General features: G+C 69.1%; 25 protein-coding genes. 16 read left to right on the forward strand and 9 right to left on the reverse strand.

All coding sequences use genetic code 11. The annotated features are described in order from the left end of the window. The first annotated feature begins 20 nt into the window (after positions 1–20). A complete protein-coding gene (locus HKK74_RS15865) occupies positions 21–458 on the forward strand; it encodes a sterol carrier family protein (RefSeq protein ID WP_187243972.1) in 438 nt (145 codons plus the stop codon). Here the strand turns inward: HKK74_RS15865 and HKK74_RS15870 are convergent. Then, on the reverse strand, positions 447–824 hold the full coding sequence (locus tag HKK74_RS15870; RefSeq protein ID WP_187243973.1) for a hypothetical protein: 378 nt from the start codon (positions 822–824) through the stop codon (positions 447–449). The genes HKK74_RS15865 and HKK74_RS15870 overlap by 12 nt on opposite strands. A gap of 129 nt (positions 825–953) precedes the next feature. On the opposite strand from HKK74_RS15870, the gene purF reads away from it, so the two are divergent. Together purF and purM are read left to right on the forward strand one after the other, a co-directional pair. Next, on the forward strand, positions 954–2,444 hold the full coding sequence (gene purF, locus HKK74_RS15875) for an amidophosphoribosyltransferase (protein WP_187243974.1): 1,491 nt from the start codon (positions 954–956) through the stop codon (positions 2,442–2,444). After that, complete coding sequence (gene purM / locus HKK74_RS15880) at positions 2,441–3,469, forward strand: phosphoribosylformylglycinamidine cyclo-ligase (protein ID WP_187243975.1); 1,029 nt, start codon at positions 2,441–2,443, stop codon at positions 3,467–3,469. The genes purF and purM overlap by 4 nt, the downstream gene beginning before the upstream one ends. Before the next feature lie 184 nt (positions 3,470–3,653). Here purM and HKK74_RS15885 read toward each other — a convergent pair whose 3' ends face one another. Both HKK74_RS15885 and HKK74_RS15890 read right to left on the reverse strand, forming a co-directional pair. Next, complete coding sequence (locus tag HKK74_RS15885; protein WP_187233212.1) at positions 3,654–3,878, reverse strand: DUF3073 domain-containing protein; 225 nt, start codon at positions 3,876–3,878, stop codon at positions 3,654–3,656. A 209-nt stretch (positions 3,879–4,087) separates the two neighbouring features. After that, on the reverse strand, positions 4,088–5,176 hold the full coding sequence (locus HKK74_RS15890; protein WP_312881515.1) for a Glu/Leu/Phe/Val family dehydrogenase: 1,089 nt from the start codon (positions 5,174–5,176) through the stop codon (positions 4,088–4,090). Positions 5,177–5,341: 165 nt separating this feature from the next. Here HKK74_RS15890 and HKK74_RS15895 point away from each other — a divergent pair, with 165 nt between their 5' ends. Next, positions 5,342–6,241 carry a DUF8083 family protein gene (locus HKK74_RS15895; protein WP_187243977.1) on the forward strand — a complete coding sequence of 300 codons (900 nt, stop codon included), beginning with the start codon at positions 5,342–5,344 and terminating at the stop codon, positions 6,239–6,241. Between the two features lie 238 nt (positions 6,242–6,479). After that, positions 6,480–6,683 carry a developmental transcriptional regulator BldC gene (bldC, locus tag HKK74_RS15900; protein ID WP_012850682.1) on the forward strand — a complete coding sequence of 68 codons (204 nt, stop codon included), beginning with the start codon at positions 6,480–6,482 and terminating at the stop codon, positions 6,681–6,683. Positions 6,684–7,006: 323 nt separating this feature from the next. On the opposite strand, the gene HKK74_RS15905 is transcribed toward bldC, so the two are convergent. Continuing rightward, positions 7,007–7,717: a TetR/AcrR family transcriptional regulator gene (locus HKK74_RS15905; protein ID WP_312881517.1), complete on the reverse strand. Its 711-nt coding sequence runs from the start codon at positions 7,715–7,717 to the stop codon at positions 7,007–7,009. 296 nt (positions 7,718–8,013) lie between these two features. On the opposite strand from HKK74_RS15905, the gene HKK74_RS15910 reads away from it, so the two are divergent. From HKK74_RS15910 to HKK74_RS15925, 4 genes are all read left to right on the forward strand, one after another. Continuing rightward, complete coding sequence (locus HKK74_RS15910; protein WP_312881518.1) at positions 8,014–8,985, forward strand: LacI family DNA-binding transcriptional regulator; 972 nt, start codon at positions 8,014–8,016, stop codon at positions 8,983–8,985. 174 nt (positions 8,986–9,159) lie between these two features. After that, positions 9,160–9,402: a hypothetical protein gene (locus HKK74_RS15915; protein WP_312881519.1), complete on the forward strand. Its 243-nt coding sequence runs from the start codon at positions 9,160–9,162 to the stop codon at positions 9,400–9,402. A gap of 177 nt (positions 9,403–9,579) precedes the next feature. Continuing rightward, the gene (locus tag HKK74_RS15920; protein WP_312881520.1) at positions 9,580–10,392 is read left to right on the forward strand and encodes an N-acetylmuramoyl-L-alanine amidase; all 813 of its coding nucleotides are present in this window, start codon (positions 9,580–9,582) and stop codon (positions 10,390–10,392) included. A gap of 76 nt (positions 10,393–10,468) precedes the next feature. Next, positions 10,469–11,905 (forward strand): DUF7059 domain-containing protein, encoded by a 1,437-nt coding sequence (locus tag HKK74_RS15925; RefSeq protein ID WP_187243979.1) that lies wholly within the window; start codon positions 10,469–10,471, stop codon positions 11,903–11,905. A 79-nt stretch (positions 11,906–11,984) separates the two neighbouring features. Here the strand turns inward: HKK74_RS15925 and HKK74_RS15930 are convergent, their stop codons facing one another. Then, positions 11,985–13,067, reverse strand: coding sequence for a quinone-dependent dihydroorotate dehydrogenase (locus HKK74_RS15930; RefSeq protein ID WP_187243980.1), 1,083 nt, complete (start codon positions 13,065–13,067; stop codon positions 11,985–11,987). 345 nt (positions 13,068–13,412) lie between these two features. Here HKK74_RS15930 and HKK74_RS15935 point away from each other — a divergent pair, with 345 nt between their 5' ends. After that, positions 13,413–14,243: a hypothetical protein gene (locus HKK74_RS15935; protein WP_187243981.1), complete on the forward strand. Its 831-nt coding sequence runs from the start codon at positions 13,413–13,415 to the stop codon at positions 14,241–14,243. Between the two features lie 121 nt (positions 14,244–14,364). Here HKK74_RS15935 and glpK (HKK74_RS15940) read toward each other — a convergent pair whose 3' ends face one another. Further along, complete coding sequence (glpK, locus tag HKK74_RS15940) at positions 14,365–15,876, reverse strand: glycerol kinase GlpK (protein ID WP_187243982.1); 1,512 nt, start codon at positions 15,874–15,876, stop codon at positions 14,365–14,367. 39 nt (positions 15,877–15,915) lie between these two features. Continuing rightward, positions 15,916–16,683, reverse strand: coding sequence for an IclR family transcriptional regulator (locus tag HKK74_RS15945; RefSeq protein ID WP_187243983.1), 768 nt, complete (start codon positions 16,681–16,683; stop codon positions 15,916–15,918). A 335-nt stretch (positions 16,684–17,018) separates the two neighbouring features. On the opposite strand from HKK74_RS15945, the gene HKK74_RS15950 reads away from it, so the two are divergent. The 6 genes from HKK74_RS15950 (at position 17,019) to HKK74_RS15975 (ending at position 23,509) form a co-directional block, all read left to right on the forward strand. Further along, complete coding sequence (locus HKK74_RS15950) at positions 17,019–17,846, forward strand: MIP/aquaporin family protein (protein WP_187243984.1); 828 nt, start codon at positions 17,019–17,021, stop codon at positions 17,844–17,846. 44 nt (positions 17,847–17,890) lie between these two features. Beyond that, positions 17,891–19,408: a glycerol kinase GlpK gene (gene glpK, locus HKK74_RS15955; RefSeq protein WP_187243985.1), complete on the forward strand. Its 1,518-nt coding sequence runs from the start codon at positions 17,891–17,893 to the stop codon at positions 19,406–19,408. A gap of 92 nt (positions 19,409–19,500) precedes the next feature. Then, positions 19,501–21,174 carry a glycerol-3-phosphate dehydrogenase/oxidase gene (locus HKK74_RS15960; RefSeq protein ID WP_376771530.1) on the forward strand — a complete coding sequence of 558 codons (1,674 nt, stop codon included), beginning with the start codon at positions 19,501–19,503 and terminating at the stop codon, positions 21,172–21,174. Positions 21,175–21,409: 235 nt separating this feature from the next. Further along, positions 21,410–21,892 (forward strand): hypothetical protein, encoded by a 483-nt coding sequence (locus tag HKK74_RS15965; protein ID WP_187243986.1) that lies wholly within the window; start codon positions 21,410–21,412, stop codon positions 21,890–21,892. A gap of 718 nt (positions 21,893–22,610) precedes the next feature. Continuing rightward, positions 22,611–22,958, forward strand: coding sequence for a bestrophin-like domain (locus HKK74_RS15970; RefSeq protein WP_187243987.1), 348 nt, complete (start codon positions 22,611–22,613; stop codon positions 22,956–22,958). A 2-nt stretch (positions 22,959–22,960) separates the two neighbouring features. Beyond that, positions 22,961–23,509: a hypothetical protein gene (locus HKK74_RS15975; RefSeq protein WP_187243988.1), complete on the forward strand. Its 549-nt coding sequence runs from the start codon at positions 22,961–22,963 to the stop codon at positions 23,507–23,509. Positions 23,510–23,534: 25 nt separating this feature from the next. Here HKK74_RS15975 and HKK74_RS15980 read toward each other — a convergent pair whose 3' ends face one another. Then, the gene (locus HKK74_RS15980; protein ID WP_312881521.1) at positions 23,535–24,557 is read right to left on the reverse strand and encodes a cytochrome P450; all 1,023 of its coding nucleotides are present in this window, start codon (positions 24,555–24,557) and stop codon (positions 23,535–23,537) included. A 49-nt stretch (positions 24,558–24,606) separates the two neighbouring features. Next, positions 24,607–25,974, reverse strand: coding sequence for an RICIN domain-containing protein (locus HKK74_RS39940; protein ID WP_187243989.1), 1,368 nt, complete (start codon positions 25,972–25,974; stop codon positions 24,607–24,609). Positions 25,975–25,979 lie beyond the last annotated feature (5 nt).

The following is a 25,979-nucleotide window of genomic DNA, read 5'->3' on the forward strand; positions in this document are numbered from 1 at the left end:
TGCCGGTACCGTCGGTTCGGATGTCTCGGACTCAGCTCACCCGTGCCGTACTAGACGCGCAGCTCGCCGCGCTCGGCCGGCCGCCGTACGCCGGCCCCGACGATCCCGCGGCGCTGCGCCGCGGCTGCCTCGACGCCGTCCTGGCCGCCCGCGAGGCCGGTACGGAGCCGCAGGGGGCCGTGCTCAAGGGCGCTGTGCGCCACCTGCTGGACCGGCTGGTCGCGATCGCGCCGGGCAGGTCGGTGGAGGTACGGATCCCTCCGTACGCCGCCGCGCAGTGCGTTGAGGGGCCGCGTCACACCCGGGGCACGCCGCCCAACGTGGTCGAGATGGGCGCGGCCACCTGGATCGGGCTCGCCACCGGAGCGGTCTCGTGGGCGGACGCCGTCGAGAACGGCGAGGTGCGCGCCAGCGGCGCACGCGCCGACCTGCGGGAATACCTCCCCCTACATTCCTGACCCGGGGTGGCCGCTGCTCCGCACGAACGGGAACTCCCGCTCGATGCAGCGGTCGCGTGATCGGGCGTCGGGGTAGTCGGTGCTGTTGCCGCACTTCGCTGCCTGGCTCACCAGCCACACCAGCACCGTCGTGCCCAGGACCAAGGCCACGGCCGAGGCCACGACGCCGGCGATGGCGAGGTCGCGCTCCGTGCCCTTGATCAGGGCGGTGACGCCCAGGATCAGCCCGGCGATGCCCAAGAGCAGCCCGAGCCCGCAGATCGCCAGCGCGGGGATCCCGGCCAGCCCCAGGGCCAGCGAGGCCACGGCCAGCCCACGCCCCCGCGGGGGTGCGGCCTCGTGTGTCCGGTAGCCGGGCAACGTCATACGGGACCTCCTGCGGGCGCGACCTTGAGCGGGTCATCCCATAGGTTTTCGCGCCCATGGCGCCCGCGACGGCATCCGTAGGCAAAAGTCGGTTAATGAAGCACCAGGTAGTGCGCCTAGACTGGGGTGGTGCTTCTCGGGGATGGCCGGCTGAGCCACGACATCGACCCCACCGACCGCGGCCCGCAAGACGCGTGCGGGGTCTTCGGCGTGTGGGTTCCGGCGGATGACGCGGGTGAGGCCGAGGTGAGCAAGCTCACCTACTACGGTCTCTACGCTCTGCAGCACCGTGGCCAGGAGTCCGCGGGCATCGCGGTGAGCGACGGCGCCCGCATCGTGGTCTTCAAGGACATGGGGCTGGTCGCGCAGGTCTTCGACGAGTCAGTGCTGAACACCCTTCGCGGCCACATCGCCGTCGGGCACTGCCGCTACTCGACGACCGGCTCTCCGACGTGGGAGAACGCGCAGCCGACCTTCCGTTCCACCGACGGCGGCAGCCTCGCGCTGGTGCACAACGGCAACCTGATCAACACCCCCGAGCTCGCCGCCCGGCTCGAGCCGGGGCGGCTCACCGCGACCACCGACACCGAGGTGCTCACCGCGCTGCTGGCCGGGCGCCCCGGTCAGGGATCGGCCGAGTCCCCCGCACGCGGCGGGATGTCGATCGACGCCGCGATGGAGATCCTTCCGGTCACCCGCGGCGCCTTCTCGTTGGTCTTCATGGACGAACGGACCCTCTACGCGGCCCGTGACCCGGAAGGCGTCCGGCCCCTCGTGCTGGGCCGGCTCGAACGCGGCTGGGTGGTCGCCTCCGAGACCGCAGCGCTCGACATCGTCGGCGCCGCCTTCGTCCGCGAGGTCGAGCCCGGCGAGCTGCTCGCGATCGACGAGGACGGCGTACGTTCCCAGCGGTTCGCCGAGCCTCGCCCCAAGGGCTGCCTCTTCGAGTACGTCTACCTCGCCCGGCCCGACACCACGATCTCGGGCCGCAGCGTGCAGGCCACCCGGGTCGAGGTGGGCCGCAGGCTCGCCCGCGAGCACCCGGCCGAGGCCGACCTGGTGATCCCCACTCCCGAGTCGGGCACCCCCGCGGCGATCGGCTACGCCGAGGCCTCCGGCATCCCCTACGGCCAGGGGCTGGTCAAGAACTCCTACGTGGGCCGTACGTTCATCCAGCCCTCACAGACGATCCGGCAGCTCGGCATCCGGCTGAAGCTGAACCCGCTGCGTGAGGCCATCGAGGGCAAGCGGCTGGTCGTCGTCGACGACTCGATCGTGCGCGGCAACACGCAGCGGGCGATCGTACGGATGTTGCGCGAGGCGGGCGCCGCCGAGGTGCACGTGCGGATCTCCAGCCCGCCCGTGGCCTGGCCCTGCTTCTACGGCATCGACTTCGCGACCCGGGCCGAGCTGATCGCCGGAAACCTGTCCGTCGAAGAGATCCGTACGTCGCTCGGGGCCGACTCGCTCGGCTTCATCTCGCTCGACGAGCTGATCGCGGCCAGCCAGATCGCCAAGGACCGGCTGTGCCGCGCCTGCTTCGACGGCGTCTACCCGATCCGGGTCGACGAGGCCTCCCGTGGCAAGCACCTTCTCGAAGTGGCCCAGACGCGCTCATGAGCACCTCCTACGAGGCGGCCGGGGTGGACATCGCGGCGGGCGAGCGCGCGGTCGAACTCATGAAGTCGCGGGTGGCCGTGTCCCGTCGGCCCGAGGTCGTCGACGACGCGAGCGGCTTCGCCGGGCTCTTCGACATGTCCGCCTTCGCCCGCTACCGGCGTCCGCTGCTCGCCACCTCGACCGATGGCGTGGGAACCAAGGTCGATCTCGCCCGCCGCCTCGGGGTCTACGACACCATCGGCCACGACCTCGTCGGCATGGTGATCGACGATCTCGCGGTCTGCGGGGCCGAGCCGCTGTTCATGACCGACTACATAGCCTGCGGCAAGGTCGTCCCGGAACGCATCGCCGCCGTCGTCGGCGGCGTCGCCGAGGCGTGCGCGCTGGCCGGCTGCGCTCTGGTGGGCGGTGAGACCGCGGAGCACCCGGGCCTGCTGGCGCCGGACGAGTTCGACCTCGCCGGTGCGGGCACCGGGGTGGTCGAGGCCGACGAGCTGCTGGGGCCGGGTCGCGTGGTCGCCGGTGACATCGTGATCGCGATGGCGTCGTCGGGCGTCCACGCCAACGGATACTCACTGGTCCGCCATGTGCTGAAGGAGTCCGGCCTCGATCTCGACGCCGAACCGCCGGAGCTGTCCCGGCCGCTGGGCGCGGAACTGCTCACCCCGACCCGCATCTACGCGCTCGACTGCCTGGCGCTGGCCCGCTCCGGCGCCGTACACGCCTTCGCGCACATCACCGGCGGGGGGATCACCGCCAACCTGGCCCGCTCGCTGCCCGCCACCGTGGACGCCGTGCTGGAGCGCTCGTCCTGGGCACCGCCCGAGATCTTCGCGCTGCTTCAGCGGCACGGGAACATCCCGCAGGCCGAGATGGACAAGACCTTCAATCTCGGCGTCGGCATGGCGGCCATCGTTCCGGCCGACCGTGCGGACGACGCTCTGCGGCTCCTCGCCGACCGCGACGTGCCCGCCTGGATTCTGGGCGAGGTGGTCCCCGGGAAAGGCACCGCCCGATACGCCTGAACCGAGAGGTTCGACGCCTATCGCGGTGCACGCCGCATGATCTACCGGACCGTCGGACACCGCCGGACCGTCACTGCCGGATCGTGCTCGACGGTGGCCGCGAACGTCGCCGAGCGCCCGTACGGGCGCAGAAACGCCACAGCCCTGGCCTCACGGCCAGGGCGGCGGCGATCAGGCGGACGGGCTAACGACCGGACGTACCGTCTTTGCGGTCGTCCTCGCTGCCGTACTCGTCCGAGTAGTCGGAGTACTTATCGGCCACTTCGTCATAGGAGTCGTCATAGGGGTCATTGGGTGACTCAGCGACTCCCAGCTCCTCCTTAAGGCGGTCGAGATCCGTGCCGCCGCTGTTGTACTTCAGCTGGCGTGCAACCTTCACCTGCTTGGCCTTGGCTCGGCCGCGCCCCATTGGCTCGACCCCCTCGATGGTCAGGGCTTCATGACCCCATCAACGCTCGCGTACGCTACGTGAACTGACGTCTACCGAGCCGTACGTCAGTTCCGGATACAACCGTACCCGTTTTGCGTCTGGCTCGGTACGCCGTCTGCACGGTGGCGCTTCGCTCGCAGCGGAGAACCCGATTGTATCCACTACTTCGAGGCGTTGCCCACCCGCGATCAGCTGCCCAGCCAGAGGCCGCGCAACCGCCCCACCTCGGACATCCTCTGCTCGGCGAGCCTGTCGGCCGCGGCGGCCGGCGGAACGCCCTCGGCGGCGGCCATGGCGAAGATCCGCCGGGTGGTCTCGAAGATCCCGGTGGCGCGTGCCTTGGCGCGGTCGAAGTCGAAGCCCTCGATCTCGTCCGCCACCTGGATCACGCCGCCGGAATTGACGACGTAGTCGGGGGCGTAGAGGATCCCGCGGTCGGCCAGCTGCTTCTCGATGCCGACGTGGGCGAGCTGGTTGTTGGCCCCGCCGCACACGATCTTGGCGCCCAGGGCCGACGCCATCCGGTCGTCGAGGGAGCCGCCGAGCGCGCAGGGAGCGTAGACGTCGATGTCGGCGGCGATCAGCGCGTCACGGTCGGCGACGACCGCCACCTCGGGGTGCTTGGCGCGCATCCGCTCGACCGCGGTGTCGTTGACGTCACAGATCACGACGTCCGCGCCGTCCTCTAGCAGGTGCTCCACGAGGCGGTGGCCCACCTTGCCGATGCCCTCGACGCCGACCCGGCGGCCGCGGAGCGTCGGCTCGCCCCAGGCGGCCTCGGCGGACGCGCGCATGCCCTGGAAGACGCCGAACGCGGTCAGGATCGAGGAGTCACCCGCCCCGCCGTGCGCGATCGTCCGGCCCGTCACGAAGGAGCACTCCCGGGCGATGACGTCCATGTCCTCGCTGTAGGTGCCGACATCGCAGGCGGTGTAGTACCGGCCGTTCAGCGACTGGACGAACCGTCCGTACGCCCGCAGCAGGGCCTCCGACTTGTCGGTCGCCGGATCCCCGATGATCACGGCCTTGCCGCCGCCGAGGTCGAGCCCGGCCAGCGCGTTCTTGTACGCCATGGCACGGGAGAGGTTGAGGACGTCGGCGAGCGCGGCGTCCTCGGAGTCGTAGGGATAGAAACGGGTTCCGCCGAGTGCGGGACCCAGCGCGGTGGAGTAGATCGCGATGATCGCGCGCAGCCCGGTCGCCTCGTCCTGGCAGAAGACGACCTGTTCATGCCGGGGTCCTGTGCCTTTGTGAGGCGACCCGAAGACATTGGTCACGGTAGTGACTCCTCTCAGTCTCGGGCCAAGCCTAGGGCCGTTGACCAGGACAGGGACATGGCCACGCTGATCTGGTGAGATTTCCCCGCCCGTCCCAGGTAACACGGGCATCTCGGCGGTGCCGACCTCATGTCAGTCCGGTCAGTCGCATGTCACCATGCGAACGTGTTGCCTTACGCCGCGTACCTACGGGTATACGAGCCGCTGACCGCGTTTGCGGAACCGGAGCGGTCCGCGTGGGCGCAGTACGCGGACTCGAGGGACCGGCCGCGCAGGGCGACCGCCCTCCAGGTCGAGCACGCCCAAGCGCTGAGGCGCCTGCTGGCCGCACCTCCGGTGGTGGTCCCGGGGCAGGAGAGCCGGGACGCCTACGTCCGGCGGTCCGGGGGGATGACCTACGTCAGCCCCTGGCAGACCCGCCTGCGGTCCTGGGTGGCCTTCACGAGGTTTCGGGACAGCCTGCCGGCCGCGGTGGCGGACGCCTTCGTCCCGGCCCCGCTCGCCGACCAGGTCACCGGCGAGTTCGAACGGTGGAAGCGCCAGAGCCGCACTGTACGGCCGCACATCCTGTCGAGCACCTGGCACATCCCGATCGCTTGGTTCGTCCCGTTCGTCCCTGCTGAGCGCTGGCTCGTGCTGACCTCGGGGCCGAAGACCGACGATCACGCAGCCGGTGGCGGACGTGTTCATGAAGGTGACAGTCCGGTCACTCCGGCACCAGTGCGCACACTCGTTTACGTGACATCCATGGCCGAGGCCAGGCGCAGGGTGGAGCGTGCGGTCGCCGTCGTCCGGAGCGGCCTCGGCGAGGACCGGGCCTGGAGCGAGGTCCAGACGGTGGGCTGGTGGCTGGCGGAGTTCCATGCGGAGGCCTTGGTCGAGCTCGACTACGGCGGACTGGTGCAGCTCTTCGATGACCAGGCGCTCAGTACGGACCAGTCGGTCGCCGAGGCGTCAGTGGCGCTCGCCGGGCTGGAGCAGGGCAAGGTCGAGCTCACCCTGGCGATGTACCGGCGTCTGCTCACCAGGTGGCGTTTCGTGCGCGCCCTCGAGGCCGCGAACTGAACAAACTTCCCGAATCTGCGCGCGATGCGACCATACGTGTCGCTAGAATCACGCAGCGTGATTCAGCCATCGCGAAACACGCAGTTACAGCCAGGGACTTGCTTGTTGCGTTGAGTGGTGGCATGGTTACACCTTGTGATGTCATAGTGGCTCTTTCGGGCCATAGGGGACATCGGGAACCGCGCGAGGATCAATCGCAGGATCGCTGTCATCGGTCCATGGAGGAGAGGCCGCACACATGTCAGCACGTACGCCAGAGGCCGAGCCCCTGCTGACTCCGGCAGAGGTGGCGACGATGTTCCGCGTCGACCCCAAGACCGTCACGCGGTGGGCGAAAGCCGGCAAGTTGACGTCCATCCGCACCCTGGGGGGACACCGGCGCTACCGCGAGGCTGAGGTGCGGGCGCTGCTGGCGGGTATCCCGCAGCAGCGTTCGGAGTAATCCGTCAACGCCTCGCCTGATGCACCGTCCACGGTCGGATCTCGACCGCGGGCGAGCGGGCGGGGCTTGCGGAGCTCACACCGAGTTTTGGGGGGCGTCAAGCCACAGGGTTCAGGGTCACGGCCGCAGGGTCGGGCCTGGGCTCACACGGTCGTCTCGTCCGTGCCGTCGCCAAGACGGCGCGGACGAGACTCGTGACTTGGTGCTTTCGACCCGTCGGGCGCGGGGGGCCCGGCGGCCGATGAGATCCTCGGCCGGATCAGGGATCTTCAGCCCTGATCAAGTCTTCGCCCGGGATCAGGTTCTCAGCCGGGATCAGGTTCTCAGCCGGGGTCTTCGTGTGCCACCTGCTCGAACAGCGCGGCGAGCGCCGGATCGTGCCGTCCTGCGACATGCAGCAGCACCACGTACTGATCCACGAGCAGCCGTTCCAGCTGTGCGCGGGGCACATCGCGCCGCTCCAGCCAGTCCAGAGCGGCCGTCTCGACCAGCGCCATCCAGCAACGCAGCGTGATGCGGAGGATCGGGCCGGGGTCGTCGCCGCCGAGCGCGAGCAGAATCCGGTCGAGCAGCAGCTGCCGGACCCCATCGATGATCTCGCCGACCTCGTCGGACCGGTTCGCCGGGCCGCCCCGTAGCAGCGTGGTGTAGCCCGCCGCGTGGTCTTCGACGAAGTCGAAATAACGGCTCAGAGAGATGCGCAGCCGGTCGATCGGCCGGCCCTCCGTCGGTGGCTCGAGCAGGTCCGAGAGTTGCCCGGCCGCGCTTCTGAGCGCGGCGATGTACAGCTCCTGCTTGCCGCCGAAGTAGTGATAGACGAGTGCCCGCGACGCCCCGGCCGCCACCGCGACATCGTCGATGGACACGTTCTCCGGCGACCGGTGACTGAACAGCTGCAACGAGGCTTCGATCAGCTCGTCCCGCCGCTCGGCGACACTGAGCCGGCGTCTGCCCCGTCCGCCCCCCGGCCCGCGCGTCACGGGGACGGTTCGATGACCGGCCTGCCCCTTATCGGTCACTGTCCGATCTGCCACGCTGCGAAGGGTATCCGAGGGCGGCGGATGGGCGAGCGACCGGGCGAATCGGAAGGTACAGGCCCGAACTCGCTTGCCGGACTGGCCGTTAACCGCTGTTGCGCCGGTTTGGGGCAAGAACGGGGCATCATGGCATCTTCTCCCTTAGGCGGCACGTCCTGCAGCCTCTCGACAGGAGCGCCATGTCAGTTGGTGAAGGCACAGTCCCGGGTCCAGATCGTGAAGACACGCCACCTGCCCCCGTCAGACCGGACATCGTGGCGGGGCCGTCGACGCCGAAACCGACGATCCGGAACGTGGCCGACCGCGCCGGGGTGTCGAAGTCCCTGGTGTCGCTGGTGATGCGGGGATCGCCACATGTCAGTGAGCGCCGCCGGAAGGCGGTCCTGAAGGCCGCCCGCGAGCTCGGCTACCGGCCCAACGCCGTGGCCCGAAGCCTGGTCGAGGGCCGCACCCGGCTCATCGGCGCGCTGGTGGCCGATCTGCACAACCCCTTCTTCGCGGAGTTCCTCGACGGGCTTCAGGAGACGTTGCACGGCGAGAACCTCCGCATGCTGGTCGGCAGTGGCCGCTGGGATCCGCTCTTCGAGGCAGAGGCGGTCGAGGCCTTCCTGGAGATGCGGGTCGACGGCCTCGTCCTGCTCAGCGTGGTTCCGGATTCGCTCAAGGAGGCGGCCGCCAGCGTCCCGGTCGTGGTGGTCGGCGAACGAGACGTCGAGGGAGTCGACATCGTCGTCGACGACGACGAACTCGGCGCCAGCCTGGCCGTGGACCACCTGGTCGAGCATGGTCACCGGCGAATCGCCCATATCGAGGGCGCGCGCTCGACCACGGCCCGTTACCGCCGTGCGGGCTACGAGGCCGCGATGGCCCGGCATGGCCTGTCCGGCGAGGTCATCGTCGAGACGGGTGACTTCACCGAGGAGGGTGGTTACCGCGCGGCGCGGGTCCTGCTGTCCGGGGAACGCCGGCCGACAGCGATCTTCGCACCGAACGATCTCGTCGCCACGGGTGCGCTCTCGGCCGCCGACGAGCTGGAACTCCGCGTCCCCGAAGACGTATCGATCATCGGTTACGACAACACCCACCTCGCGGCGATCAGGCACATCTCGCTGACCAGCGTCGACCAGCCCCGGCGCGACATGGGCCGGGTCGCCGCGGAACTGCTCTGCGCCCGGATCGAGGATCCGGGCCGGGAACCACGCCAGACGCTCGTCGTGCCTCACCTCGTGGTGCGTGCCACCACTGGTCCGGCGCGAGCTCTTTGAGGCTTTGAACCGGATCCGGTCGAGCCGAGGTCGATCGTCTCGCCGGCCGGGTATCGGGCTCGCCAAGCCTGGCGCAATCACCGGGCCGCGGGGGACCCGTGGGGGGTTAATGGTCCACTGAACCAGCCGTTCGGCCGGTCGGCGCAAGGATCATGTCCACCCAGGGGGTAAATCGTGCGTGGTCCGGAGATGGTGTCGTGCGCTCAGCGCGCGGCGAGTGAATTGGAGCGCGCGTGGTCGGAGTGGCGCCACGCGCATGGACTGACCGAGCAACTGGCGGAGTCCGTGGCCAGCTACGTGGCCCATTCGATCGATCACCCATGGGGGCGACCCCGCGTGGTCCTGGGCCTCGACGCGGATGAGGCGCGGGCCCTCGCGGCCCTGCTGGGCGCGGACGACACCGTTCGATCGGTCTGATCGATGGCGTGGCCGCCGCCATGATCCCCAAGAGGCGGCGGCCACTTGATCATGCCTTTTTCGTGCAGTGATTTGACGTATGGCCACCCGTGTGCAGACTTGCAGGGTTGGTAACGGCCATATTACGAAGGGCTGCGTTTCTTGAGGATCCGGCGTCAGAGACCCCTGGCGGCAGCCGTGCTGATCGCATTCCTGCCCGCCCTCGCCGCATGTGGGTTCGCGTCCGGCTCGCCTGTCGGCTCATCGGTCGGCTCGGGCGACGCGGCCGCCGCGTCGACCGGCGGCGGCCCGGCGGCGTCCGCCGAAGGGCCGGCCGACGGCCTTCCCCGGAGGTCTCTCGCCGGCAAGGTCATCGTCATCGATCCCGGACACAACGGCGGCAATGCCACGCATGCCTCCGAGGTGAACAAGCTGGTCAACGTGATCACGGAGCGCAAGGCATGCGACACCACCGGCACCGAGACCACACGCGGCTACGCCGAGCACGCCTTCACATGGGACGTCTCCAACCGGGTCGCCAAGATCTTGAAGGCCCAGGGCGCCAAGGTCGTGCTCACGCGCAGTAGTGACACCGGTGTGGGTCCCTGCGTCACCGAGCGCGCGGCCATCGGCAATCGCAACAAGGCGGACGCCGCGCTGTCGGTGCACGCCGACGGCGCGCCCAAGGGCGATCGGGGCTTCCACATCATCGAGCCCAAGGCGGTCAAGGGTTACAACGACAAGATCGTGCCCGACTCCCACAAGCTCGGCCTCGCGCTTCGCGACGCCTACCGCGAGGGGACGGGCATCCCCTACTCCAACTACCGCGGCAAGAAGGCCATCGACGCACGGGACGATCTCGGCGGGCTGAACCTGTCCACGCGGCCGAAGGTCTTCATCGAGTGCGGCAACATGCAGGACCCCGGTGACGCCGCCAAGCTGTCCGACCCCAAGTTCCGCCAGCGCATCGCCGAGGCCCTCGCGGACGGCCTCACCGACTACCTCACCTGATCCAAGCGCCATCAATCCGTTCCGACGCCTGCCCCGCCCGGGTAAGGCGACCGGAGGGGGTTGGGAGGATGGGCGGGTGATCGATGCCCTGGGTCGTGTGCGCGACCATTTTCACCAGGCCGGATACACGGTGGCCGCAGCTCGGGAGCTACTCGGACCCGTGGCCGGCGGCGCCCTGGCGCGCGATGAGATCGTTCCCGCACTGAGGGCCACTGGTGGCGGGTCGCCGCTCGAGGCGATCATCAGGCTGTTCTGGTTGCAGGTCGCGACGCCCGAGTACGGATCTCTCACCGATGACCTGGTCGCCGCGGGCCTGGCCGAGCGGTCGGCCGGTGAGGTCCGCGCGACCGTGCACATCGAGCCGTTGGAGTCGGTCAGCGGTGGGTCCGGAATCGGTCATGTCGTCTCTGACCTCAAGGTCCGGCCCGGCGGCGACGTGCCGCTGCGGCTCGACCACGTGGTGGGCGCGGGAGGCGCGTCGGCCAATCTGGCACAGCTGGTCGTCCACAGGCCTGTGGAAAACATGCTCGACCTCGGAACCGGCTCGGGTGTGCAGGCTCTGCACTTGGCCGGCCGGGCCGGGAAGATCTGTGCGACCGATGTGAACCCCCGCGCGCTCGCACTCGCTCAGATCGGCTTCACGCTCTCCGGACTGCGCGACGTCGAGTTGCTGAAGGGGTCGCTGTTCGAGCCGGTGCCCGATCGGACCTTCGACCTGATCGTTTCCAACCCCCCTTTCGTGATCTCTCCGGACGGCCGTTTCTCCTACCGTGAGGCCGGTCTGCCCGGCGATGAGGTCGGCCGGCGGCTGGTGGCCGAAGCACCGTCCCACCTGGTGGACGGCGGTTGGTGCCACCTGCTCGCCAACTGGCTGCACGTCGGTGGACGGCCGTGGGAGGAGCGGGTCGGCGAGTGGCTCACGGCGACCGGGTGTGACGCGTGGGTCGTGCAGCGTGACGTCCAGGACCCCGCCGAATACGCCGAACTGTGGTTGCGCGACTCCTGCGAGACCGGCACCCCGGAGTACCGCCGCCGCTACGACACGTGGCTGGCTCACTTCGAGCGCGAGGACGTCACGGGTATCGGCTTCGGCTGGATCTCTCTGCGCAAGGGCGGCACGACCGTACGGATCGAGGAGTTGCGGCAGGGGGTCGAGCAGCCGGTCGGCGCGTATGTGGAAAAGATCTTTGACGGGATGGTCGACGGACGGAGGTTTTCCACAGGCCGCCTGCGTACCGCAGCCGGGGTCGCGCAAGAACAGATCGGGCCACCGGGAGCCGGGGATCCCGAGCGGATCGTGCTCCGGCAGACGCGCGGGCTGCGCCGCGCCGCCGGGGTGGGGACGGTCGAGGCGGCCCTCGCGGGCGTCTGCGACGGGTCGCTGCCGCTGGAGCCGTTGCTCGACGCGATCGCCGAGCTCTTGGGGCTGCCGGAGGACGACGTGCGGGCCCACGCTTTGGCAGTGCTGCCGGAACTGATCGCGGATGGATTCTTCGAATTCGCCGCTGAGTGACCCCCGGAACTCGTGACGATCAAGGATCGGGGTACGCGGGGAGTGGGTGCCCGGATCCTTGATCGACAGTGTCGGTGCCTTAGCTGCCGGCGGCACCCGCCGCGTCGGTGATGGTGGCGTGGCCGCTCTCGCGGAGGCGTGCGGCGAGTCCCTTGTGGACCTCATACGGCCAGAGCGGGCCCCGGTAGATGAGTGCTGTGTAGCCCTGGACGAGCGTGGCGCCGGCGAGGATCCGCTCCCAGGCGTCGTCCGCAGTCTCGATGCCGCCGACCGAGATGAGTACGAGGCGGCCGCCGACCCGCCGCCGCAGGCGCCGCAGCACCTCCAGGGAGCGTTCCCTGAGCGGTGCCCCCGACAGCCCTCCGGTCTCCTGGACCAGCCGGTCCTCGCTGACCAGCCCGCTGCGGCCGATGGTGGTGTTGGTGGCGATGATGCCGTCCAGCCCGATGTCGAGCGCGAGGTCGGCGATCGCGTCGATGTCCGCGTCGGACAGATCAGGTGCGATCTTGACGAGCAGCGGAACCCTGCGGTCGCACGTCCGATCCGCGGCCTCGCGCACGGCCGTCAGCAGCGGCCTGAGGCGCTCCACTGCCTGAAGGTTCCGTAGCCCCGGCGTGTTGGGCGAACTGACGTTGACGACCAGATAGTCGGCGACGGGCGCGAGCCGCTCGGTGCTCTCCACGTAGTCGCCGACGGCTTCCTCCTCCGGCACCACCTTGGTCTTGCCGATGTTGACCCCGACGATGACCCTGCTCTTCCGGCGGCGGAGCCGCCGTTCGGCGGCCTCGGCCCCGTGGTTGTTGAACCCCATCCGGTTGACGATCGCCCGGTCGGCGGGGAGCCGGAAGAGCCGTGGCCTGGGATTGCCCGGCTGAGCCCGCGCGGTGACGGTGCCGACCTCGACGAAGCCGAAGCCGAAGCCCGCCAGCGCCTCGCAGGCCTCCGCGTCCTTGTCGAAGCCGGCCGCCAGACCGAGCGGACCGGGGAAGGTGAGGCCAAGCGCCGTGACCGTGAGCGCGGGATCCCGTGGGCCGAGCCGGCGACGGACGAGCGCGGCGAGACCGGGCACCGCGCCGATCAGCCGGAGGCCCGTCATCGTGAGGCGATGGACGGTCTCGGCTGGAATCCGCGCGATGAGCAGGGTGAAGAGGAGTCGATACATTGCCGTCGATTCTGTCAGATAGGTCATCGGCGGTGTCACCTGCGTCGCCCCGACCTGAAGCAATTCCCCGCTATGTCGTCTGGAGTGCGTTTTTCGGTGCGATGCGGATTTCGTGCTTATGGCGATGCCGACCATCCTTGTTTGTGATGTCATCGGGACGTCTCAAACATAAAGAGACGGTAATTATCTCCGCTTGTGTTATCGGCGTCGCTATCAACCCTAGGTCGAGGGGTATGCCAGCCGACATCCTTGCTATCTGGCCTGGACGGAGTTGCATGCACCGAAGTGGCCGGTAATGGCAGAGGCACCGAAGGGACGATTCTCAATATGAAAAGAGAAAACTCTATGAGCAAGATCAACTACACGCGCAGCCTTGCTCTCGCCGCAGCTTCGGCTGCTTTGGCCGGAGGTGTCGTGTCGCTGTCGGTGAGCGCGAACGCGGGGCTCGATCCGCGGGGCGACACGGCGACCCCCGTGGCCACCGACGTCCCGGACCCGGCAACGAGCGCCGGCAGCGCCAGCGGCGCCAGTAGCCGGAAGGCCGGCGGTGACCGGGCCGACGGGCGAAGGGTGCCGACCGACGACCCCGACGCCGAGGACATGCGGGCCATCGGAAGGGACGCCCTGGCACAGAAGGCACTCGAGGCCTCCGGGAAGCCCGAGCCGGCCCCTGCGGCTCCGCAGCCGCCCGCCCCGGCCGCTCAGCCGGCACCGGGTGGCCAGGCCGCTAAGCCGGGACCTGCCGGACAGGAAGCGCCCAGTGCCGCAGCACCGCAGGGACCGAGTGCCGCCGCGCAGGCGCCCAGCGCCGGGCCCGCCGCCCAGCAGGCGCCCAGCGCCAGGCCGGCCTCCCAGCAGGGGCCCGGTGACCAGCCGGAATCCAGCGAGAACCCGCAGGCTCAGCCCGCCGCACAGGGAGCGTCGAAGGCGAACCAGCAGAACCGCCGGCCGAAGGCCGCGCCCAACCCGGGCATCCAGGGCCGTACGCGCGAGACCGCGCCGCGGGGCGCCGCGCGCCGCGCCAAGCACGCTCAGAGTCACCGGAGCCAGGCCGCCCAGCGAGTCCAGGCCCGCCGGCCCGGTGCGGCCCGCGTTTCCAATACCGAGAAGGCCTGGCGGGGGCTGCTCGCCGATTCCCCGAACCAGAGTGAATCGGCGTGGAACGAGCCGTGGTGAATGCCTAGAAATCGGCAGAACACACCAATCAAATAACGCAGGCGAAGCGCCCCGAGCGACGTCGCTCGGGGCGCTTTACCTGGTAAGCGGAGATTGCTGGATGGGCCCATGGCGGAATGGGTCAGTGGTTGCCCGGTTTGATCCAGTCGAAGGTGCGCTCGACCGCGCGCTGCCAATTGTCGTATTCGGTGGCGCGCCGCTGCGGGTCCATGCTGGGCACCCATCGGGCCGCGCGGTGCCAGTTGCGCCGGAGCCCTTCCAGATCCGCCCAGTAGCCGACGGCCAGTCCCGCGGCGTAGGCCGCGCCGAGCGAGACCGTCTCGATCACCATGGGCCGTACGACGGGCACGTTGAGCACGTCGGCGACGAGCTGCATGAGCAGGTGATCGGCCGTCATACCGCCGTCGACGTTGAGCTCCTTCAGGCTGAGGCCGGAGTCGCGGTTCATCGCGTCCACGACCTCGCGGGTCTGCCAGCCGGTCGCCTCGAGCACCGCCCGCGCCAGGTGACCTTTGGTGATGTACGAGGTCAGACCGACGATGACGCCGCGCGCCTCACTGCGCCAGTGCGGTGCGAACAGGCCGGAGAAGGCCGGGACGATGTAACAGCCGCCGTTGTCCTCGACGGTGCGGGCCAAGGTCTCGATCTCGGGTGCGCTGCTGATCAGCCCGAGCCCGTCACGGAACCACTGGACCAGGGCGCCGGTGATGGCGATGGATCCCTCGAGGGCGTAGACGGCGGGTTCGCCCGCGATCTTGTAGCCGACGGTGGTCAGCAGCCCGTTCGAGGAGCGCACCGGCTCGTTCCCGGTGTTCATGAGCAGGAAGCCGCCGGTGCCGTAGGTGCACTTCGCCTCGCCCGGCGCGAAGCAGGTCTGCCCGAACAGCGCCGCCTGCTGGTCACCGAGCGCGGCGCCGATGTGCACGCCGGGGATCACCCGGCGGGCGACGCCGTAGGTCTCGGTCGATGACCGGATCTCCGGCATCATCGCGCGCGGGATCCCGAAGAAGGCGAGAAGGTCGTCGTCCCACGCCAGCGAGTTGAGGTCCATCAGCAGGGTCCGGCTGGCGTTGGTCACGTCGGTCACATGGACACCGCCGTCGAGGCCGCCGGTGAGGTTCCAGATCAGCCAGCTCTCCATGGTGCCGAAGAGCACCTCGCCGCGCTCGGCGCGTTCGCGCAGGCCGGGGTCGTGGTCGAGCAGCCAGCGGATCCGCGGGGCGGAGAAGTAGGTCGCCAGTGGCAGGCCGCTGCGCTCGGCGACGATGCCGGCGTCGTCCGCTCGCGCCATCTCCTCGATCAGCGAGTCGGTGCGCGTGTCCTGCCACACGATCGCCCGGCCGATCGGCGTCCCGGTGCGGCGGTCCCAAAGGACTGTGGTCTCGCGCTGGTTGGCGATGCCGACGGCGGCCACCTGGGCCGGAGTGGCGCCCGCCTGGGCGAGGGCCTCGGGCGCGATCCGCTCGAGATTGCGCCAGATCTCGACGGCGTCGTGCTCGACCCATCCGGGCTTGGGAAAATGCTGCTTGTGCTCGCGCTGCGCGACCGAGACGAGGTGTCCCCGATGGTCGAACAGGATGCAGCGAGTCGAGGTGGTCCCCTGGTCGATCGACATCACATAGCGCTCGGTCATGAGGCGCCCACCTGCCCGCGACGCCGGGTGGGCCGGTCGTCACCAGCGGGAGGCGCCAAGGTCCCTGGAGACCGCGCGGGCCGCGTTGCGCACGTAACCGACGAGTTCGAGGTCGGGCGTCCCCTTGGTGTCGCAGAGCCGCTCGACGGCTCCCGACACGCCGATGGCGCCGACGACCAGCCCGCCGTAGCCCCGGATCGGTGCGGCGATCGCGGCTTCACCAATGGACATCTCCTCGATCTCGGTGGCCCAGCCGAGGTCGCGCACGCGGGCGAGTGCTCGTCCGAGCTCTCTCGGGTTGGTGATGGTGCGGCGGGAGAACGCTTCGAGTTCGGCGCCCTGAAGGTACGACGCGGCGTTGGCGTCGTGGGCCAGCAGGACCTTGCCCAGCGCGGTGGCGTGCGGCGGCAGCAGCGAGCCGATGTCCATGGCCTGGAGGGTGTCGTCGGGGCGGAACACGTGGTGGACCACGAGGACCTTGCCGTCGAGCAGCGTCCCGATGCGCACCGCCTCACCGCTGCGCGCCGCCAGCGCGTCGGCCCAGTTGATCGCACGCGACCGGAGTTCGTTGACGTCGAGATAGCTGGTGCCGAGATGGAGCAGGGCGGCGCCCAGCTGGTACTTGCCCGTCGGCTCGTCCTGCTCGACGAAACCGACCCGCTCGAGAGTGCGCAGGATGCCGTGGGCGGTGCCACGCGCCAGGCCCAGTGAACTCGCGACCTCCCCCACACCGAGCCGACCGGAACTGCGGGCGAGCAGGCGCAGGATCGCGGCGGCTCGCTCGATCGATTGCACCGGTCCTGGCACGGCCTGATCGTACCGTGGCAAAAAGTGGATCGACTGAAACGTTGTCGGCAATGTCGACAGAAGTCGATATATCCGCATCTGCTGCGAAAGACCAGCCAGTTCTCGTGGTCTGGATCATATTTCGGAGGGTACTGTCCGGCCATGCGCGGGCAAAGTGTTCGACAATGTCGACACATGTCCGTTGACCCCTGTTCGGCGGCGACTTACCCTCCACCCAGCCGTGAGAAGACACCTCACATGCTTGATCGTGATCTGCCTCCAACCGCAACCGGCGCGATCGGACCACGCGACGGGCGACCGCGCCCCCACCCCCATCGCATTGGCGAGGAGTGCACATGGCGGAACCGAGAAAGAGTCCAGGGCTGGCCGGCGAAATGGCGGCCGAGTTCGCCGGAACGTTGATCCTCATCCTCTTCGGCGTCGGTGTCGTCGCGCAGGTCGCGGCCGGCGGCATCGGCGACCACGACAGCATCGCCTGGGCCTGGGGTCTCGGGGTCACGCTGGGCATCTACGTCGCCGCACGGATCAGCGGCGCCCACCTCAACCCCGCCGTGACGTTCGCGCTCGCGGTCTTCAAGGATTTCGAGTGGCGCAAGGTCGCGCCCTTCGTGCTGGCCCAGACGGCGGGCGCCTTCATCGCCGCCCTCATCGTCCGCTGGAACTACACCGAGGTCCTGGCCAAGGTCGATCCCGGTCACACCATCAAGACCCAGGGCGTCTTCTCGACCCTCCCCGGCAACGGCACCCTGCCCGTGCACACCATGGGCGCGTTCCGCGACCAGATCATCGGCACCGCCATCCTGCTGTTCCTGGTCCTCGCCCTCACCGACCTGCGCAACTCCACGCCGCTCGCGAACCTGGCGCCGTTCATGATCGGTCTCGTCGTGGTGGCCATCGGCATGGCCTGGGGGACCGACGCGGGCTACGCGATCAACCCGGCCCGTGACTTCGGCCCCAGGCTGGCCTCCTTCATCACCGGATACGGCGGGGCCTGGCGGGATCAGTACGGTGATCTCTACTTCTGGGTGCCCATCATCGGCCCGCTCATCGGCGGTGTGCTGGGCGTGGCCCTGTACAAGCTGCTGATCGGCCGGTTCCTTCCCGCCGCGGAGTCGCCCGAGCCCGATCCGGCGCCGAAGCGGACCGAGGTCGAGGCGGCCTGAACGACCACCGCCCCACCAGAGCACCCCAAAAGGAGAAACTCTTCATGGCTGACTTCGTCGGAGCGGTCGACCAGGGAACGACGAGCTCCCGCTTCATGATCTTCGACCACGGCGGTAACGAGGTCGCGCGGCACCAGCTCGAGCACGAGCAGATCCTTCCCAACCCCGGCTGGGTCGAGCACGACCCGACCGAGATCTGGGAGCGCACCCGATCGGTGATCACGACGGCCCTGAACAAGGCCGACCTGTCCGCCGCCGACCTCGCCGCGGTGGGCATCACCAACCAGCGCGAGACGGCCGTCGTGTGGAACCGGCGCACCGGCCGGCCCTACTACAACGCGATCGTCTGGCAGGACACCCGTACCGACCGCATCGCGTCGGCGCTCGACCGGGAAGGGAAGGGCGACGTCATCCGGCGCAAGGCCGGCCTCCCTCCGGCGACCTACTTCTCCGGCGGCAAGATCCAGTGGATCCTGGAGAACGTCGACGGAGTACGGGAGGCCGCCGAGGCCGGCGACGCGATCTTCGGCAACACCGACAGCTGGCTGATCTGGAACCTCACCGGCGGAACCGACGGCGGCGTGCACGTCACCGACCCGACCAACGCCAGCCGCACCATGCTGATGGACCTGGAGACGCTGGACTGGGACGACGAGCTGTTGTCGTTCTTCAACATCCCGCGTCAGATGCTGCCGCAGATCAAACCGTCCTCGGATCCCGCGGGCTACGGTACGACCCGCGCCGCGGGGCCGCTGGGCGGAGAGATCCTCCTCACCGCCGCCCTGGGCGACCAGCAGGCCGCGACGGTCGGGCAGGTCTGCTTCGAGGCGGGGCAGGCCAAGAACACCTACGGCACCGGCAACTTCCTGCTGCTCAACACCGGCAACGAGCTGGTCCGGTCCAGCAACGGCCTGCTCACCACCGTCTGCTACCAGTTCGGTGACGCCAAGCCCGTCTACGCACTCGAAGGCTCGATCGCGGTCACCGGCTCGGCCGTGCAGTGGCTGCGCGACCAGCTGGGCATCATCTCCGGAGCCGCTCAGAGCGAGTCGCTCGCCCGTCAGGTCGACGACAACGGCGGTGTCTACTTCGTACCGGCCTTCTCGGGGCTGTTCGCCCCGTACTGGCGTTCGGACGCGCGCGGGGCGATCGTGGGCCTCTCGCGTTTCAACACCAACGCCCACCTGGCGCGGGCGACCCTGGAGTCCATCTGCTACCAGACGCGCGACGTCGTCGAGGCGATGCAGCAGGACTCCGGTGTCGTCCTCGACGTGCTGCGGGTGGACGGCGGCATCACCGCGAATGAACTCTGCATGCAGATGCAGTCGGACATCCTCGGCGTCCCGGTGTCCAAGCCCGTCGTGGCGGAGACCACCGCTCTCGGCGCCGCCTACGCCGCCGGCCTCGCCGTCGGCTTCTGGAAGTCCACCGACGAGCTGAAGCGCAACTGGAACGAGGACAAGCGCTGGGAGTCCCAGTGGGACGACCGGCAGCGCGAGCGCGGCTACGCGGGCTGGAAGAAGGCCGTCGACCGCACGCTCGGCTGGGTCGACGTCGACTGAGCACCGGCTCACGCCCCGCGGGGCCGACCGGACTCGTCCGCCGGCCCCGCAGGGGCCTCCCGTACAACGAGCTCACCACGAGGAGCCTGGTCGTGACATCCACACCACTGGACCCGCGGTATCGGGACACCGCACTGCGGACCATGGCCGAGACCGAGTTCGACGTGCTCGTCGTCGGCGGCGGCATCGTCGGTACGGGCGCCGCCCTCGACGCGGTCTCGCGCGGACTGTCGGTCGCGCTGGTCGAGGCGCGGGATTGGGCCGCCGGTACCTCCAGCAGGTCCAGCAAGCTCATCCATGGTGGGCTGCGCTATCTCGAACAGCGCGACTTCCGGCTCGTTCGCGAGGCGCTCCGGGAGCGGAGCCTGCTGCTGACCCGGCTCGCTCCTCATCTGGTCCGTCCCGTCCCGTTCTTGATCCCGCTCCGGAAGAGGCTCTGGGAGCGGTTCTACATCGGTGCGGGCGTGGGCATCTACGAGACGATGGGTGGCGCGCGCACGCTCCCGAGGCAGCGGCAGCTGAGCCGGCGGGCCGCTCTGCGCGAGGCGCCCGGGCTGCGCTCGGACGCACTCGTGGGCGCGATCCAGTACTACGACGCCCAGACCGACGACGCTCGCTTCACGCTGACGGTCGCGCGGACGGCCGCGCAGTACGGGGCGTGCGTGGCGACGCGGACCGAGGTGACCCGTTTCCTGCGCGAGGGGCTCCGGGTGACCGGCGCATGCGTACGCGACCTGGAGACCGGCCGCGAGATCCCGGTCCGGGCGCAACAGGTGATCAACGCGACCGGCGTGTGGACCGACGGCAGCGGAGAGATGGCCGGGATCCGCAGCACGTTTACCGTGCAGGCGTCCAAGGGGGTTCATTTCCTGGTGCCCCGTGACCGGATCTTCCTGGACACCGGGCTCATCCTGCGCACCGAGAAGAGCGTGCTGTTCGTCATCCCGTGGGGACGGCACTGGATCGTCGGCACCACCGACACCGCGTGGGACTCGGGGGAGAATCCCGTGGCCGACCGCGCCGACATCGACTATCTGCTCGAACGGGTCAACGCGGTGCTGCGCACGCCGCTGGGTTACGAGGACATCGACGGCGTCTACGCGGGCCTGCGTCCGCTGCTCTCCGGCGAGTCGGACGACACCTCGCGGCTCTCACGCGAGCACACCGTCGTGGAGCCCGTACCGGGACTGGTCATGGTGGCCGGCGGGAAGTACACGACCTACCGCGTGATGGCACAGGACGCCGTCGACGCGGCGGCGAGCGGCATGAACGGTCAGGTCCCCGAGTCGGTCACCGCCCGCCTGCCCCTGCTCGGTGCCGAAGGGTTCGAGGTGCTCTGGAACGAGCGCAGGCGGCTCGCGGAGAAGTCCGGGCTGCACATCGCCCGCGTCGAGCACCTGCTGAACCGCCATGGATCGTGCGTCGGCGAGCTGCTCGCCCTCATCGCGGCCGATCCTCGCCTCGGCGAGGCCATCCCGGGTGCACAGGACTATCTCCGAGTTGAAGCCGTCTACGCCGTCTCGCACGAGGGTGCCCTGCACCTCGGGGACGTCATGTCCCGCCGGATGCGGATCTCGATGGAGGAGCGGGACAACGGAGCGGCCGCCGCGCGCCACGTCGCCGAGCTGATCGCCCCGATCCTCGGCTGGGACGCCGGGGACGTCGATCGGGAGACCGAGGAGTATCTACGGCTGGTCCGGACCGAGCACGGCGGCCAGCTGCGCCCGGACGCGGTGCCGGCCGCGGCCACCCGCGTCGCCGGCTGACGAAACGGGGAATGGCGGAATCCCCGCCGTCGCCTTTCCCGGCCGGCCGGGGGGCAAAGATGTGGTAATTCTTTTTGCCCTATTTGTCGGTACAGCGATCGTAGGGGCACGCGAGGGTAGGAAATCTCATATCACTGCTGTACGGTGCGGATGGGGCTGTCGAGGCCGGCAATTGTTTTGCCGGTCCCCTCGGCGGGCATAGGCATGTGATCTTCTATGCGAAAAGGGCGGGATCATGGGTGAGATCAGCCTTACCGGTCGCTTCGGCTTCGTCGTGTGCTCGGCTGCCGTCATGGGCGGCGGCGTTTTGACGCAGGGTACAGCGGAGGCGACGACGGCTCCAGAGATCGCCATTGCACGAAATATCGTGGCAAAAAACCCGGACAATGATTCCTTTGAGAATGAATCGCAGGTCTCCGGGCGGGGTAACTCTGTCACCGCCAACAGCCCGACCAAGAACATAGGCGCGCAGCACAATTCATCGAACAACAAAGGCGGAGCGGTCACTTTCCAATATGGGCTGTGCAAGCGTGTGAAGAACTGCCGGATCTCACAGAGGGTGGTCGTCAAACGACGCTTCGTGGGCTTCAGTGGGCCGCCTAAGATGCTCACGGAAAGGGTCGCACGCCAAAGCGGCTTCCACTTCTTCTGGGGCGACACCCGGGCCACCACGATCCAGAATCCGGCCATGACCAGCCTGAGCGTGCAGAACCCCTGAGCCGGAGAACCGCCGCCCTTCCATCCTGGCGCCGCTCGCCCCCCGAGAGACTCCGCGCAACCCGCCGCCGCCCGCGCGCTGCCGCTCGCCCGCCCGGCGCCCGCCGTCCGGTGGCCGGACATCGAGGCGCGCATGGCCCGCGATCAGCTCGCGGACGGCGGACCCGGTCGGCCGCGTAATTGCTTTGGTGTTGAAAGTGGGCGTTTCCCCGCCTTATCGGAGAGCGACGGATTTGTGTGGCTCTTCCGATGCGTCGGCTGGAACCGTACGTCGGTGACCGCCGATCCGGTTCGCCGGGACCCGTACGGATACCTGGCCCGGTTGTGTCGAATTCCCGAACGTGCCACCGCCGTGCGGGCATTTCTGCGATCTTCTGGTTTACTCCGATGCCTGGTGGGCTCGGTTCGATAGGGCTCGCCAGGATAGATCGAGTTCGGCTTGGCGGCATTTATCTCCAGCGTCGGCTGATCTTGGCCTGGTACCACTGATAACCCTCTATCGGATCTTCAACCCGCTGATCCGCGGCCACTAACGGCCACTTTCGCCGCTCTCGTTTCTGGTACTCATATAGCGGCGTTCAGGCGGATGGAACACAGGCTTTCTGTTGACGAAGTTGTGGAGTCGGTCATGCTGGTCTGCATCCTCGCCGCAGCCGCGGCGGTCGCCGTGGTGATCCTGGCATCGCTGGTGTTCGCGCACGCTCGTCATGGGGCTGCGCGTGACCACTGACGACGCCCGAGACACTCGCGCCGACGTACTCGCGGAGATCCGCAACCTGTCGACGGCCCGTCACCAGCGAGCGGCGGACGCCAGGGCGAGACCGCCGGCCGGCCTGCTCGCCCTGACCGTGCTGACGGGGCTGGGCGTCGTCCTCTTTCCGTTCCTCGCGGGTGCGCGGCCGCGCGGCATGGAGATCGCGCCGCTGCTGGCGATGGCGGCAATGCTCGGCGTCGGCGTCTACCTGGCGTTCAACATCTCGCACCCGTTCACCGGGGGCCTGGCGATCGAGCCGGACGCGTTCACCGCGGCGCTGCAGGAGTTCCAGCGAATCTCCGGAGGTGGCTGATCGTGCGTGCCGTTCGGAAGGCCGTGCTGCTCACGGCCACGGCCTCAGGTCTCGGAGTCGCCGCACCCGCACTGGCCGGCACCACGGCGCACCCCACCACCGCGGTGGCGCCCGCGCCGGTCGGCGGCCCGGTGCTCGGTCTCTGCGTCGACCTGGACGTTCGAGTACTCGTACGCCTCCGGCTGGTCATCGGGGCGTGCCGCAGCGCTGACGATCCCCCGAAACCGGATCCGCCCAAGCCCAGCCCCACCCGGCCACCGGGCTCGGTCACGCCGCGACCGCCGTCGCCACGCCCGGCGCCGCAGGTCCCCGCTGCGCCGGTGGCGACCCGGCCGCCCTCGGCCCTGCCGGCCACCCCCGAGCCCACGCCCTCGGCGACGACCCGCCAGCCCACCCCGTCCTCCAGCACGCGGGCATATCGGGAGCCATCGCCCCGGGCGATGGCGTCCCCACGTCGCAAGCGCCATCCACTCGGGACGATCGTGGTGTTCGTCGTCCTGGCGACGGTGATCGCCTCGGGCGCGGGCCTGGCCTTCGCCGCTCGCCGGTGAGTCCCACACGGTGCCGGCGTGGCGGTCACCGGGTGCCGAACCGGGCGACCGGGGAGTACCGCACGGGCAGGTGCTTGACCCCGGCGATGAAGTTGGACACCAGCCGGGCCGGCGGTCCCGCGAGTTCGATGTCGGGCAGGCGCCACAGGATCTCCCGGTAGAACGCCCGGAGCTGCAGGCGAGCAAAATGCGACCCCAGGCAGACATGCGGGCCGTCACCGAACGACACATGGTCGTTCGGGTGGCGGGCGATGTCGAAGCGCAGAGGTTCGGGGAACCGGCTCTCGTCGTAGTTGGCCGAGCCATGGAACACCACGACCTTGTCGTCGGCGGCGATCCGCTGCCCGGCGAGGACCGTGTCGGTGACGGCGGTGCGCCGGAAGCTGAGCACGGGCGGATGCCAGCGCAGCATCTCCTCGATCGCCGGGTCGAGCAGGTCCGGCTCCGCCAGAAGGCGGCGGTGCTGGTCCGGATGGTCCAGCAAGGCGAGCATTCCGCCGGGCAGGCCGGAGCGTACGGTGTCGTTGCCCGCGATCACCAGCAGGAAGAAGAACATCGACAGCTCGGGGTCGGTGAGGCACTGCCCGTTCACCTCGGCCGTCGCCAGGGCCGTCATCACGTCGTCGGCGGGATGACGGCGTTTGTACGCGGCGAGCCGGTGGGCGTAGTCGAACATGTCGGCCAGCATGGCCGGGGACCGGGGGTTGACCGGCCCGCCGTCAGTGCCTTCCACGTCGGTGGCGTGATCGGGGTCCTGATAGCCGACGACCCGGTTGGTCCAGGTCAGGATCTGGCCGCGATCGCTCGTGGGTATTCCCAGGAGGTCGGCGAGGTTCTGGATCGGGTACTCGTCCGTCACGTCCACGGGCAGGTCGCACTCGCCCCGCTCGGCGATCTCGTCGATGAGGCTCCTGGCCCGCGTCACCACATCGGCCGCCATTCGTTCCACGCGTCGTGGCGTGAAGACGCGGGACACGATCCGCCGCAGCCGGCCATGGCCCGGGGGGTCGAGGTTGAGCATCATCGAGCTGCGGATCCCGGGCTTCACATCCGGATCTGAGGGAGCCGAGAGGCGAGGCTCCTCCCGGCTACCCGACTCACTGGAACTGTGCAAAGAACCTCCAGATCTCTCCCTTGGTCCAGGTGGCGATGCCGCTCTCGTTGGGGGAGCCGTCGACCGGACCGGGTATGTGGTCTCCGTCGAACGCGGCCCATTGGACTGGGTACCCGGTGCGGCAGCCCGAGTACGTGGTGGTGATGTGCGTCCAGCTGCCTGGGGTGGGCTCGCGTGGGCTCTGGGGAGTGCAGCCGTTGTTGGCGACGAACTTGTCGCGCAGGGACCGTCCTTGCGCGATGTTGAGGACGGAGTCGCCGATGCCGTGGATTCCGAAGTAGGCGATGGGCTGGGTGCCGCCGCTGCACCCGCTGATCTGGCCGCCGGACATGACCGCGACGGCCCTGAAGGTGTTCGCCCGGGCACATGCGAGTGCGTAGCTCATACCGCCTCCCCAACTGAAACCCGTGGCGAAGCGCTGTGTCGTGTTGACGCAGAGGCCGCTCTCGATTCGCCGGATCATGTCGTCGACGAAGGTGACGTCCTCACCGCCCGAATTGGCCCAGCCGTTGCCGAGGCCCTGGGGGGCGACGAGGATCGCGCTGTTGTTCGACTGTTCCTGTTGGCCGTAGTAGGACCAGGCGCTCCCGCTCGTTCCACCCGAGGCGACGTCGCCGGCGGTTCCACCTCGCCAGTGGAACGCGAAGATCAGCCGGTAGGGGTGGCTGTTGTTGTAGTTGGACGGAACCCTGAGGATGAAGCTGCGGTTCTTACCGCTGCTCTGGATCGTGTGCGTACCGCTTGTGAGCGTTGGGGCGCTGCCGCACCCGCCGCCACCGGACGACAGCTCGACCATCTTCCACTGCTGGTTGGCGCCGCCCCAGTCGGCGTACTGGACGACGTTGCCGCCGTCGGCGGTGGACGCGCCTTGGACCTCCGCGGCCTTGCCGCTGCTGCGGCTGATCAGCCGGACGTGACCCGTGTCGGAGTCGGCCAGGCGGAACTGCTGGTTGGCGCCGTTGTGGTCGGCCCACTGCTGGATCGCGGCACCGTCGGCCGTCGAGGCGCCGGCCACATCGAGCACTTTGCCAGAATGCCGCGCCTTCAACCGGTAGAAGCCGCCGCCGGAGTCCAAGAACTGCCATTGCTGGTTGGCTCCGTCGTTGCGCGTCCATTGGTCAACTCGCGCGCCGTCGCCGCTGGACGCGCCATAGACGTCAAGCGCCTTGCCGCTGTTGCGATTGACCAGGACGTACCAGGCATTGGTGTCCACCGTCGCCGCCTCGGCCGGCGCCGGGTTCACCGCGACGAGCATGCCGATCGCGAGGGCCGCCACCATCGCGGCGGCAAACCAGGACCACCAGCGATGCCTTAGCGGAGGGGCGGGGGAAGCCGCACTGTAGGTCTTCATCGATT

Origin of the sequence: Actinomadura alba, assembly GCF_014323705.1 — a bacterium.
Lineage (GTDB): Bacteria > Actinomycetota > Actinomycetes > Streptosporangiales > Streptosporangiaceae > Actinomadura_C > Actinomadura_C alba.